General features: G+C 41.8%; 12 protein-coding genes and 3 pseudogenes. 2 read left to right on the top strand and 13 right to left on the bottom strand.

The window, feature by feature from the left end:
* The first annotated feature begins 647 nt into the window (after positions 1–647).
* The gene (locus N1I86_RS14815) at positions 648–1,454 is read left to right on the top strand and encodes a type IV toxin-antitoxin system AbiEi family antitoxin domain-containing protein (RefSeq protein ID WP_341096958.1); all 807 of its coding nucleotides are present in this window, start codon (positions 648–650) and stop codon (positions 1,452–1,454) included.
* A 15-nt stretch (positions 1,455–1,469) separates the two neighbouring features.
* Here N1I86_RS14815 and N1I86_RS14810 read toward each other — a convergent pair whose 3' ends face one another.
* Positions 1,470–1,769 (bottom strand): hypothetical protein, encoded by a 300-nt coding sequence (locus N1I86_RS14810; protein WP_341097407.1) that lies wholly within the window; start codon positions 1,767–1,769, stop codon positions 1,470–1,472.
* On the opposite strand from N1I86_RS14810, the pseudogene N1I86_RS14805 reads away from it, so the two are divergent.
* Positions 1,741–1,992, top strand: a pseudogene (locus N1I86_RS14805) (transposase); the annotation flags it as partial. The gene N1I86_RS14810 and the pseudogene N1I86_RS14805 overlap by 29 nt on opposite strands.
* Positions 1,993–2,148: 156 nt before the next feature.
* On the opposite strand, the pseudogene N1I86_RS14800 reads toward N1I86_RS14805, so the two are convergent.
* From N1I86_RS14800 to N1I86_RS14745, 12 genes and pseudogenes are all read right to left on the bottom strand, one after another.
* Positions 2,149–2,910: pseudogene (locus N1I86_RS14800) on the bottom strand (transposase); the annotation flags it as partial.
* 188 nt (positions 2,911–3,098) lie between these two features.
* Entirely contained in the window at positions 3,099–3,752 is a 654-nt protein-coding gene (locus N1I86_RS14795) for an ABC transporter ATP-binding protein (protein WP_341096956.1), read from the bottom strand.
* A gap of 12 nt (positions 3,753–3,764) precedes the next feature.
* Positions 3,765–4,466: a hypothetical protein gene (locus N1I86_RS14790; RefSeq protein WP_341096954.1), complete on the bottom strand. Its 702-nt coding sequence runs from the start codon at positions 4,464–4,466 to the stop codon at positions 3,765–3,767.
* On the bottom strand, positions 4,463–5,203 hold the full coding sequence (locus N1I86_RS14785; RefSeq protein WP_341096952.1) for a hypothetical protein: 741 nt from the start codon (positions 5,201–5,203) through the stop codon (positions 4,463–4,465). The genes N1I86_RS14790 and N1I86_RS14785 overlap by 4 nt, the downstream gene beginning before the upstream one ends.
* Complete coding sequence (locus N1I86_RS14780) at positions 5,187–6,068, bottom strand: NADH dehydrogenase (protein WP_012749285.1); 882 nt, start codon at positions 6,066–6,068, stop codon at positions 5,187–5,189. The genes N1I86_RS14785 and N1I86_RS14780 overlap by 17 nt, the downstream gene beginning before the upstream one ends.
* 121 nt (positions 6,069–6,189) lie before the next feature.
* Entirely contained in the window at positions 6,190–6,579 is a 390-nt protein-coding gene (locus N1I86_RS14775) for a hypothetical protein (RefSeq protein WP_341096950.1), read from the bottom strand.
* A gap of 1,575 nt (positions 6,580–8,154) precedes the next feature.
* Positions 8,155–8,448, bottom strand: a complete 294-nt coding sequence (locus N1I86_RS14770; protein ID WP_341096948.1) for a hypothetical protein — start codon at positions 8,446–8,448, stop codon at positions 8,155–8,157.
* A 13-nt stretch (positions 8,449–8,461) separates the two neighbouring features.
* A pseudogene (locus tag N1I86_RS14765) lies at positions 8,462–8,920 on the bottom strand (type IV secretory system conjugative DNA transfer family protein); the annotation flags it as partial.
* Between the two features lie 41 nt (positions 8,921–8,961).
* Positions 8,962–10,098 (bottom strand): 30S ribosomal protein S1, encoded by a 1,137-nt coding sequence (gene rpsA, locus N1I86_RS14760; protein WP_003355162.1) that lies wholly within the window; start codon positions 10,096–10,098, stop codon positions 8,962–8,964.
* Positions 10,099–10,194: 96 nt separating this feature from the next.
* Complete coding sequence (locus N1I86_RS14755) at positions 10,195–10,776, bottom strand: lysophospholipid acyltransferase family protein (RefSeq protein ID WP_003355163.1); 582 nt, start codon at positions 10,774–10,776, stop codon at positions 10,195–10,197.
* Positions 10,773–11,453 (bottom strand): (d)CMP kinase, encoded by a 681-nt coding sequence (gene cmk, locus N1I86_RS14750; RefSeq protein ID WP_003355164.1) that lies wholly within the window; start codon positions 11,451–11,453, stop codon positions 10,773–10,775. Before cmk ends, N1I86_RS14755 begins: the two co-directional genes overlap by 4 nt.
* 478 nt (positions 11,454–11,931) lie before the next feature.
* Positions 11,932–12,579 (bottom strand): flagellar brake protein, encoded by a 648-nt coding sequence (locus N1I86_RS14745; RefSeq protein WP_341096944.1) that lies wholly within the window; start codon positions 12,577–12,579, stop codon positions 11,932–11,934.
* Positions 12,580–12,686 lie beyond the last annotated feature (107 nt).

The raw sequence follows: 12,686 nt of genomic DNA, 5'->3' as shown, positions 1-12,686 counted from the left end.
TTCAGATTCCGCGTCACCACGGACACCCTTGCGTTAAGCTAACTGCTACTTCTGCCTTCGCAGCTCGGGACTTTCACCCTATAGATTACACCCATGCCGGGCGTACACAAGAAAACCCGACGAGATAAAATTTTCTCGTCGGGTATTTTCTATTCGGGACTTTCTTTTTGAATCAGACTGTTTTCTTCCTCCTGTTTCAGAAAGTGATGGGAGATGACAGGCCAGCCCGAATTCGATGTGTACCTTATCCGGCTTTTGCAAATAAAATCTGCGGAATGACTGATTGCCTTTGATATGACCGAACGAATGAATGGGAAAAGCGAGTTTTTGGCATTTGTCAAAGTTGCTTTTTACTGTGACGGTCGAAAAATGTGGGAGACTGTTGCGAGGAAGCGAGCCGGGCGAGGACTTGCGGATCGTCCGCGGAAAACGAGCGGATTGCGATCCCGAGATTTACATAAAAAAGGGATGCCCCTCAGTCATTTTGGTAAAAGATATGTCGGCCCTCACAAGGTTATGACGTCTTTTGGACAGTTGGTCAAAAAAAAGATCCCTGACGTCAGTCAAGGATCTTAGTTTTTTTTATTACTTCTAATTCCCTTAAGCATCTCAAAAGCCTAAATCAGAATATTTTTTCCGTATCTGAAATGCAAAGGATCCTTTTTGAAAACAGAACTAAATGGACACTCCCTAAAATTACAACATTTGATGAATTTATATCTTTCCTAAAAGATAAAAGTGTTATAAAAGAGATTGAAGTTGAAACACCACGACGAACTATAATTAGATATATATTTGGTGAAGCTTCACCATTTGAAATTGCTGTATCTTTAAGAAAAAATTCATATTTAAGTCATTACAGCGCCTTATTTCTTCATCAATTGACACAAAATGTACCTAAAAACATATATACAAATTTGGAACAAAGACCAAAATATATTGAAGAAGAGAAAAATGATATGCTCCAAGAAGACATTGATTTAGCATTTTCTCGTCCAATGAGACAGACTAATCAAATTGCTCGCTTTACACTTGATAATAAGGAATACAAAGTTTATTTATTAAATGGTAAATACCAAAATAAATTAGGTGTTAAAAAAATGGTTTCATTTGAGTTATCTAGGCCACTTGAGGTAACAAATATTGAGAGGACACTAATCGATGTAGTTGTACGACCTTTATATGCAGGTGGCGTGGAGGAAGTGCTTGAAGCTTTCAAAGTCGCAAAAGGTAAATTTTCTGTTAATCGTCTACTTTCGTATTTAAAAAAGATGGATTATAAGTATCCTTATCATCAATTAATAGGTTTTTATTTAGAGAAAGCTGGATATGAAGAAAGAATCCTGAGCTTGCTAAACAAATTCGAAATTAAATATGATTTTTATTTAACTTATCAAATTCACGATAAAGATTACTCGGATCGATGGAGAGTATACTACCCTAGAGGATTATAAAAAAGTGGTCAATGATTAATGACCACTTTTTACTTCCTCTTGCTCATATAAATTAGCTTCTTTTAGAATATGTACAATATTTTCTGCTATTGCAATAACTTTTTCGAAGTAAAAGTCAAAGGATTGTAATTGGTAACCTGCACTTACATGATCTTTTACTCCATGAAAGGATTCTCTATGAAACTCTCTATCTTCACGTAACTTTTCTAGTAAAAATAACGGCACCTTTTTAACTTTGAATATTTCTATCATAATTTTAAGGTTATCTAGGTTATATATATCAATAAAGAAGCTGTATGATGAATACAAGATCACTTTTTGGACGCCCGTTCGGAAAAACCAGAAAATCCATCAATCGAAAGCATGGAAACGATGGATGAAACGAAAACGCAAAATCGTCGAAACCGCGTTCTCGGTTTTAGTGGATTCATTTCGGATCACGAAAATTCGCGCCAATTCGATCTCTGGATTTGAAACGGCGCTTGATGCCATTTTGTTGGCCTATTCGCTCGTTGTTCTTGGGCTAGTTGAGCGTTGACGCTCAACTAGCACCATGGGTAAATCTAATAAATCATTAAAGATTTGTCGTCTTTCCTTATTGGATTTATTTGAAAAATCAACCTCATTATACCATTCAATAAGTTTTTGTTTACTTAAATCCGATAGATGCATGTCTTTTTTATAAACAAAATACCCCTTTACCTTTCTTGTACAACCGGGCATCCGGATCCGTCACGCTTCGATGGGTCCGGTTGGAAAACGTGGCTCCACGGAAGTTTCCCCGTTCTTCGGCATGGACGCGTTCCCCTGATTTTGGAGACGGAGAGGGTGGGTCGTCATCCGAATCCCAGGCCTCGGTCTGTTCATCTTCCCGGGCAGTGCGGGCCAGATAGTCTTCCAACGTCTCCACCGGAGCGAGCTTGACCTCCCGCAAGCTGTGGATCGAGGCATTCGCCCGCACTTGGGTGCCGTCAGCCGCCGCATGGACATCCGGCGAGACCAACCCCGCCGCGATGCATTGATCCACCACATAGGTCATCAGCCGGTCAAAGATTCCATGTTGGCGCCAGCGTTTCCGTGTTTTGACGAGCGTCGTTCGATCCGGCAGTGTGGGGTGATGAGGATCCGGATGGAGCACGGATTCAAAGTCGAGACCGCAAAACCACAAGTATCCGGCATGCATGGGGAGGATCTCATACAACTCCCGCTCAGAGTGGTCGAACAAATACGAGAGCAGCATTAGGCGAAGCAGCCGTTCCGGATCCGCCGCCGGGCGACCCGTTTTTTCCGTGTACAGGGGAGCCACCCAATCGTGAATGACGGAAACGTCAACCGCTTCGTTGATTTGGCGCAAGATATGATGTGGAGGAACCAGTTCTTCCATGTCGATGACTTGAAACAGACGAGGCTGAGTCGAAGGGTTTTTGGGGGCTTTCATGATCCGCTCACGCTCCATTCCAACGATTTTTCTTCCTTTTTCGACATAAGCCCCCTAAATCCCTGCCTCAGGGTGTACTTTTTTCACCGGCCTTCTAGACATTCCTCTTTTTGATTGTCCAATGAACACCGGAGCGGCACTTCGTACAGTTGCTTGTTCAAGATGATCGCACCCCTCGCGAATTTTTACATAACGCGCATTATAGATCATCCTACAGTCATATGGGTCATACCAGTAATCGCCCCTTCATTCATCGAATACACTTGGTGACATAATGACTGTATGTCCACCTTGTTGTGAGACGTCAATAAAATCGTGCAGCCCCTTTTGTTTTCTTCCCTGATAATCTCATACACCTTGTCTACAGATTTTTCATCCAGGCCATTCATTGGTTCATCGAGCAATATAAGTTGCGGCTTCTCCATAATGCACTGCGCGATGGCCAGTCTTTGTCTCATTCCGAGAGAATACGCCTTCACCGGCCTTTTATCATGCGGATCCAATCCCACTCTCTCGATCGCCTCTTTCACCTCACTCTCTCCGATTTTTTTCTGAATCATGGCTAAAAAATTTAAATTATCGAATCCTGAGTATTGTTCAAGGAAACCTGGTTTTTCCAACAAAACTGCGATATCGCTCGGAAACGATACGTCTTTATGCAACGTCTGGCCAAATACTGCTACCATGCCGCTGGACGGCTTCACAAGTCCGCTTATGACTCGAAATAACATCGTTTTCCCAGATCCGTTCGGCCCGACGAATCCATAAATCTTTCCTCTCTCCAACTCTAAGTTGATATTGCGCAAAACTTCTCTCCCTTTTATCGTTTTTGAAACATTGGACAAGACGATCGCATTCATATCGCAAACCTCCTAGATATAATCCACGTTCTTCACTCTCTTTATCGTCAGATACCCGAACACACCGATCAACAAGAGCTCCACGAACAGAGCCGACCACAACATAGGGCCGCCCCGCAAGAGATCCACCATGCTGTAGTACAAAGGAACAAAAGCCATCGGCCTCTTTACGCCTACAAAAAACAAAGCGAGAATGATGGCATTCGCCAGGTGATTCGTCGCATGCACCTTCAACAACATCCACACGCTGGCATGCCAATACAAATTCACTGCGATGCAAACGAACATGAGCACTAGTGAACGGTCAAACGAAAAAGCCATATGCGACACACAGAGACCGAAAACGCTGGCGATCAAAAACGCTGCCAACACATACACCAATGTAAACAGAACGCCAACCAGCAGCCTGGCCATCGTGTACGATGTCGTATCCCGCAACAAGATCCATAGTTTATATTCAAAAGATTTATCTCTTGTTTTCCAAATGATTTGGAGCAACACGACATATCCGAAACAAAACATCAACCAATACATCCAATTCGATATCGTCACCGACCCAAATAAACGAACGAGCGACTCGGATAGGTGTTTGGAAGAAAACGCCTCTGATCGGATAGACATCATCGTTCCTAACAACGGAAATAGGATGCATGTGATCCATACCCTTTTCAAGTCAACCTTGATGAGTGTGAACTCCAAAGACATCGGTTTCATAAGAGATCATCCTGAACATAATAATTTTTATAGTTTGACGAAAAACGAACTATATTGATCAACATCATGATGATCAAGGCTAAAAAAATCATTGTCCAAACTGGAGAGACTCTTTCACTTATGTAGAATACGTAAGGAATCACCCGGGCAGTGAACATATCCAATATGGCCAGCGTCATGACCGTCATGACGCTGAGAAAGCGTTTCGCCCAAAGATCCGTTAGTGCCACAAAAATCAATCCGAATATGGTGGTGACAAAAAAGTACATGAAGAGAAAATAAAGGAATGAACTTTTGTCATCACTGTGTGGCACATATAAAAAAACAGCATGGTAGTGCTTCATGTTTGGATATACCACATATTTCACAAACGCTGTACATAATCCGCCTACTACGGCAACAACGAGAGACACAAGCCCCGCGAAAACGATGACCAATAGCGCTTTATGCATCCCGATCTGTCCCCGAGTGCGGTATCTTCTTAGCACAATCCAAATATTGGTTTGAAGCGTTGAACCTAAAAGAAATAAAAAAGCAGGCAGATGAAAAAATTCATACCGATAGAGCAAGACAAAATCTTTTAGGCTATGCCACTTCGCAATAGTGCTCGATCCCCATGGAAGGGTGGCTGCGATCATCAACAAGGCCATAACCCCAAGAACCATTTTGATGACGGTTCGATGCAGCTGCACATCTTGCCAGACAAAATCGAAGTTCTGTTTACAGAACATCCTCATTCTTCTTCACTCCATACCAAAATACCCCTAAGGCCATCATGAATTGGAGAGCGAACACGATGACGATTTTATGATAAGACAGTCCTTCTACTGGTTGTGACGGAACTAAGAAATTAAATGGGTCCCAGCCCAACTTGTTCGTGATCGTCAACACCGCCCAACAAACCATATAAATGATTTGCGGCAACAACGTGATCAAATATCGATTCTTCATCACTAACGAAAACGCCAAACCAAGGCAAACATAACCGCCGGCAAATAGCCCCCCGATCACGTAATAAACGAATATGTACCAGTAAGGCGAGATCGCAAGCAAAGACGAAAAGAGCGTTTTCTTTTCCCCCTCAAATGAATTATCTGGCAACTGCAGCGTCCCATCCATGAGCTGCCTGTATGCATGCGAAAAACTCGAATAATCCCAATGGTTGGTCAAAAGGTTCACGAGCACAACCCCAAGAAGAAGAGGAAGAAGAAATAAGAAAAACGCGCTGATATAGGCAAACAAAAATTTCCTCCGGTAATATACGCCTCTACCCATTCGCGTTAATTGGTAATGAAGATTTCCACTGCTTTGGTCTCGATAAATCGAATCCGCTAATGGGATCGATAACAATAATGGAAAAAGGAAGTAGTATAAGGCTGAAAGCACGTTAAAACTATAGCCTCCTAGACCAATCCATGCGAAGTGGGGCGATGTCAAGGCGAGAACATTCTGATTGTGATGATAGATTCGTTGGAGCAACTTCACATGTTCGTTGTATTCTTTCACTCCCGTCACGACGGCGCCAATGACGAGAAACAGCAGGCACGCTGCGCCGATGTAAAAATTCTTGTTCTTGACCATTTTTAATAACTCTGCATACATGCTATCCTCTCCTATATCTTTTGGGGCTATTCCCCTTCGCCACCTTCGTGGCGAAGGGGAATAGCTCGACGAAGGAAACGGCTCTCTCCAAAATGCAGTTGATCATATCCGCTTGAGCCGATCACTTATCAGGATAGAATTTACCCGCAATATCAACAGTGACATAAGTGAAGGATGCATTTTTCGCAACTAATGAAACTTTTTTACCAACAGCACTTTGATCTACAGTAAAATAGCGAGTGTCATTATCCGTTACATTCCGCGCGGTTGCCGACACTTTCTTCGAGCCTTGCTGAATCCACATATTCGCTTTATATCCTTGTCCAACGACCCTATTTTCCACTTTGCTTTGGCTGTTCGTCGCTTTATTTGCGCTCGCTAATTCCGTGTCAGTTCCAAAGCGCGGGAGAACTGTAGCATAGGTAACATAGGACGCTGCGCTAACTCCCCCTACCACAATTAATGAGATAAAAGCAATCAAAGTAGTAACCATTTTAATTTTTTCCTTCATGATTCGATCTCCTCTCCCTAGAAATATTTTCTCTAAATAATCGATTTTCCTTAAGCTAAATTAGGTTGTACAATGTTGTCTTGCTTTTTGACAACAATGTCCAAATCAAAATCATCAAACTTAGCCATCCTTCACTCCCCCTTTCCCTCTTGGTAATTAACTACTGATGATGAAAGGATTCACAATCCAACAAATTATTCAATCCTTTCTCATCAAATAGTTAATGTCAAAACTAAAAAACTTCTTTTCGGTACTTAACGTAGATAGACCTTTTTGACTTGAACGTTCATAAGAGAAAAACTCCTTTACGTTCCTTGTGTGTCAAGGATTCATTCGACATCGGAACGAAAAAATCCTCCCGATTTTCGTCGAGAGGGTGCGAAATGTGAGTTAGAAGTAGGACTTCTCGGTTAATCGTATCTAACGATACGATAGGACCGAACTATCAAGCCGGTTCCATGCTCTATATAGGATTATGCTAATAACCGCAATCCTCCTTTTTGTCTTCACCAAGGACAAGTGAGAAAACAACAGGAGTGGCCGTTGTCCTCCGACGGAATGCTTTCGCGACACCTTGTCGCAACTGTATATCTTAGTTGCATAGATTTTTGATTGATCGAGGAACAGGGACACGATCCTTGTCCTCGTCTTTTATTTCAATACCGCCCTTCGCGTCATTCCAGTGTCCTCACCTTCATTCGCTCCCCTGATTCTAAGCAGAATTTTTATCTTATTGATGAATTTGCATTGAGAATTATGTTCTAAATAATCATACCATCACCAATCAAAATCTACAATAAACCTATCCCCTTTATAATAACTACTAACTGGCATTTTCACCTTGCAGCTATGCGTCCAAAATCAATCTTTAAAATCCCTTTTACCATCCTTTTTGCGACGATCCGCTTGCATTTCACCCTTCATCGAAGTGAAAATCTGAAGTTTAAAACCCTCGGGACTCCCCCCCACCAATCTAATGAGGTATTGGAACAAAACCAATTTGGTTTATTCTTTCTTTATGGTCGGGGGAACAAGCAGGCTGACGCCCATAATATAAGGGCGACGAACCATTTCACGGGAACGTCAGTTCTTGACCAACCTCTTAAGCTGCTGGACACGCCGCACCGATATCTGAAGCATCATGGCCAGCTGCTTATTTGTCGCGTCAGGGTGTCGCTCCATTGCCTTCTGCAGTTGCCATGCCTTGTCCTCCGTTCGCTCCCGTTGTTCCTCGAGGTACTCCTCCCTTGTCTTCGCCCCTTGTCCCCGGCGCAACTCCCCTGTCCTCGCCCTGTCGCGTTCCCGTTTCCGCCGGCGCTTCTCATTGGCGTCAATAATGGTCTGCAAGTGTCGCTGTTCCTCCGGCGTGATGTCCAGCCATCGAATGATCGTAGAGTTCTTCAGATTATAGCCGGCGCCGGATTACAATGGGGTGAGGCAAAGGAAGAAGCGTCCTCAGGAAGGAGGTAAAAAATAAAACGCATTTTTAGCCTGTTTCATTTTTTAAATGCAACGGCCTAAAAATGCAACAGGACAAGGCTAAAGAATATTGCTTTTATAGCGAAAGAACCTCTCTTATCGTTCTAGTACGCTTGATTTTTCTCGGAATTTTTCTAATGATTGATATTTATCGGGATGGGGTTGTGGGTCAGGTTTTAATTGCAAGAACGGATTCTTCCATAAAGCATAAAATTTCACATCCTCCCGAATCCATTCCTTGGCTTTCTTCGGTTCTTTCCAGTCTTCTCGAATTTCTTGCAACGATTTCTTTGTGGCAAAAGTATGCGTGAAAGTGCCTTTATCTCCTTCTAACTGTACGGATAGAATATGTAAATGATTCCTCTTTTCCAATAATTGAATCGCCTTCACTCTAAATTCTTCGTTTGAAATCGCTTTTGGCGGTCATTTTTGCGATCTTTTGCATCGAAAAAATGGAGATTTGTTGCGCCAAGGTCGCCATGATGCCGGCTCTAGTGTTCCCACTGCTCATGTTTGCAAGGGTGAACATATGATAAGCCGGATGGTCTGGAGACATGTTTTTAATGATTTCATCCAAATATTCTTCGTCTTTTCCTGCTCTTGCCACCATTTCAACGACATGGCGCATATTGGCTTTGTCTTTGTATTTTTCCTTCACGTACAGGATGAATGCTGACAGAAAGGCGACAGCTGATTCACTCCAGAAATCGCGTTTTCCTTCGTCAACCGAGTTAGAAGCGATCGTATTAGCAATTGTCCTAGCATCTTCATCATCTTCGGCGTAGTCTAATGGATTGTATCGATCGCAATTGACGAAATTGATAAAGTCCACCTGATAGACTTTGTATCCTTGGTCCCTTTTGCTGACTTTTGGGCATCCCCTTTTCCTTCGAGCAATAGGATTTATTTAAGACCTTTCAGTTGGTCGCCGATTACTTCACCCAACTGGAAACCTTTCGATTCTTCCGGCAATTCAAAAGAATCATTTGTATCGACAGGTTCATTTTCTAATTCTTTTATGCTTAAAGAAAGACGTTTTTCTTTTTCATTTACATCCAACACTTTTACTTCCACTTCTTGGCCTTCGCTTAAAACTTCATGCGGCGTGCCGATATGTTTATGGGAAATTTGTGAAATATGGACGAGTCCTTCCACCCCAGGGAAAACTTCGACAAAAGCGCCATAAGAAACAAGGCGTTTAACGGTTCCTTTTAAAACGGAGCCGACAGGTGCTTTTTCTGCAATATTTTCCCAAGGTCCCGGAATGGTTTCTTTAATGGACAAGGAAATGCGTTCATTGTCTCTATCGACAGAGAGTACTTTTACTTTGACAATCTCGCCTTCTTTTACCACATCAGAAGGTTTTTCTACATGTTCATGCGATAATTGCGAAATATGAACAAGACCGTCCACTCCACCAATATCGACAAACGCTCCAAAGTCCGTCAGCCTTTGTACTTTTCCTTCCAGTACGTCACCAGGCTGAATTTCATCCAAAAGTTTTTTCTTCGCTTTTTGTTTTTCTTCTTCCACCACTGCCCTATGGGAAAGAATCAGCCTATTTTTTTCTTCGTCCAACTCTACAATTTTGAAAGTCAGCGTCTTTCCTTTGTAGTCTTCAAAATCTTCTACATAATAATCTTCTACCAACGACGCCGGAACAAACCCACGTACGCCTAAGTCAACCACGAGGCCGCCTTTTACAACTTCTTTTACTTCGGCTTCAAATATTTCGCCGTTTTCAAAGCGCTTACGCATCAAATCCCAAGCCTTTTCTGCATCCACTTTCCGTTTTGAAAGAACATACAGATCATCTTCTTCTTTCGTAATTACTAATTCAAGCGTATCTCCTACATTTACTGCATCCGATGCTTTTTCTATGTGTAAACTTGACAGCTCGCTAATAGGAATAATACCGTCTTTTTTACTGTTTTCAATTTCTACTTGCACTTGTTTGTCTTCAACTTTTATAACCGTTCCTTTTACTTTGTCTCCCACATTCAACGGGGAAATTTCGAGACTATTCAAATCCTCTGTCATAAAGTACTCCTCCTTAATACGAGACTGCGAAAAAATGAAAAAAAACCTCTTTTTACTAACTTCTAACAAATGCTGTCATTTGTCAAGCATCTCGCATTAACGATTTTCATTTAAAAGCTGCTGAATATGCGTCATGATCAGATTTGTCGCCTCTTCAGGAGATGCTTTTTTTTCTCGCAATTCCGACATATCAATCGGTTTCCCGTAAATCACTTTTACTTTTTGAAATATTCTATAGCTGCCAATGATGGCACAAGGAATGACTTGAGCATTTGTCCTCAAGGCAAAATAACCGGCTCCGGCCAGACCTTTGCCTAATTTGCCTGTCTTAGAGCGGGTTCCCTCCGGAAACAGACCTAGAACTTTTCCTTCCTTAAGTACTTTCAAACCCGTTCGCAACGCTTCTCTGTCGTTTCCTCCTCTTTTTACAGGGAAAGCATTGAGCTTTTTAATGATGCCGCTTAGAATCGGTACATTGAAAAGTTCAGCTTTTGCCATAAAGGAAATGGGGCGTGGACAAGTTACTCCTAAAATAGGAGGGTCCATATTATCTATATGATTGGAACAAAGGAGAACACCTCCTTGTTCAGGAAAGTGTTCCAATCCTTTAACTTCCACTCTATACATTTTTTTTAAGATAGGAGATACGATCCGCTTTGCAAACGCATAAAACGTCACTTCAATCGAACCCTTTCTTTTACAAGCTCCATGATATGGTCTACCACTTCCTCAATGGACAAGGAAGTCGTATCTAATTCGATTGCGTCATCCGCTTTTTTTAAAGGAGAGGCCTCTCTTTCTGAATCCATCTTATCGCGCAAAGCAATTTCTTTCATTAATTGGGCTAGATCCGATTCAAATCCTTTTGCTAAATTTTCTTGATGTCGTCTTTTAGCCCGTTCCTCAACAGTGGCCACTAAAAAAATCTTGACTTCGGCGTTTGGAAGCACATGAGTGCCAATGTCTCTTCCATCCATGACGATTCCGCCTTTTTGGGCTAATTCCCGCTGCCTTTCCACCATTTCTTTTCTGACTAATGGATGCTTGGAAACAGTGGAGACATGTTTTGTCACTTCGTGAGATCGTATTTCGTCCGTAACATCCGTTCCGTCTAATAAAACGTGTTGTGCTGCATTCCCTTGGATAAGTTCGATATTAGTATTGTTTAAAATCTCCGCTAATGCTTGTTCATCTTCCAGATCCGCTCCTAACTTTAGCGCCTTATATGTAAGAGCTCTATACATCGCTCCTGTATCTATGTATAGGTATGATAACTTTTTAGCAACCAATTTCGCAACGGTGCTTTTTCCGGCAGCTGCCGGCCCATCAATTGCAATTTGAATCTCTTTCACCATATTTTCACCTTCTCACAATCAGTCAAGTCTATTTTATCATAACGATGTTATAAAGTATGAATTGAAAAAGATGTAAAGTCAAAGCAAAACATAACACAAAAGCAAGCGAACTCTTTCTCTTAAAGCTTACTTTTCTTTATACACTAATGTTAATTCGTCATACTTTCGTGTCCAATCGCCAACAAAAGAATCTCCCGGTGCGAAGAGAAAAAAAGAATGCTTCGCCGGGAGATTCTTTTACTTTTGGGGCAAACGGGGGATATAATGAGGCACTCTCCAGCATGTATCCGAAGGCTGGCAACTTCTCCAAACGTTCACAATAAAAACAAAAATGTTTTTTCCATTTTCCTCCTTCGAACTATCGAAGGTGAACCACCATTTGTTTCGAATTCACAGCGAGGATGAAAAGCATTTTGAAAGTCATTTTTCATCATTGCTGCCGCGCATCCAGTCCATATTCAACAACATTAGAATATCACTATTCGAGCAGACCTTTTTTTCTTAATAATAACTGTCTTTCAAAACTAAAACGGAGCAAAAGCTGGCGCTCAAAAGCAGTCGTATCGGAAAATTGAATATAAGCAATGGAATTATGGCCTTCATCCGAAACTCTGACGATTTCACCTTTTAATTTTAAATAATGAAATTCACCGGACTGCATTGGCAACACCATCAATATATTCAATTGTTCTTTCTGCTTCAAATCCAGATGTTTAGGAATGATTACAGCGGCCCCTCCTGCGCTTATGTCCTTTGTAATGGTGGCAAAAACTTCATCGCTCCCCTCTTTCGAAATCGAGACATCTACAGAAGTTTCCACCCGAACGAACCGACGCCGTTGAATCCGTATATATTTTTCTTCGCCCGGATCTTGTATGACCATGGTCGGGATTTGTTTTATTTCTTTTCCGATCACCGTTGTCTGAAAAGTATAGACTGAATTTTTTTTCGCAATAAACGTAACTTTGAACATTGTTCCGTCCATAAAAAAGCGAGATTTATTTGTCTCCAAATGGACTGGATAATCAACGTAAAGTATACCGGGGCCTTTATCGACTACCCGGCATTTATAAAGTTCTTCATTTTCATCGACCGTCTTCAGCGTTAATATTGACCCGATTTCCAACATTCCATCACCTGTTTCCTCAAAAATCCATCTTTATTATGCCATGAAAAAGATGAGGAATCTATAAGGAAATGCGGAATGCCGACTTCAACGACTGATAAAGAAAA

Origin of the sequence: Bacillus sp. FSL W8-0116 (assembly GCF_038003825.1) — a bacterium.
Taxonomy (GTDB): Bacteria; Bacillota; Bacilli; order Bacillales; family DSM-4216; genus Bacillus_O; species Bacillus_O smithii.
The sequence above is the reverse complement of the archived record's forward strand: the minus strand, read 5'-3'. Positions and strand labels throughout refer to the sequence as shown.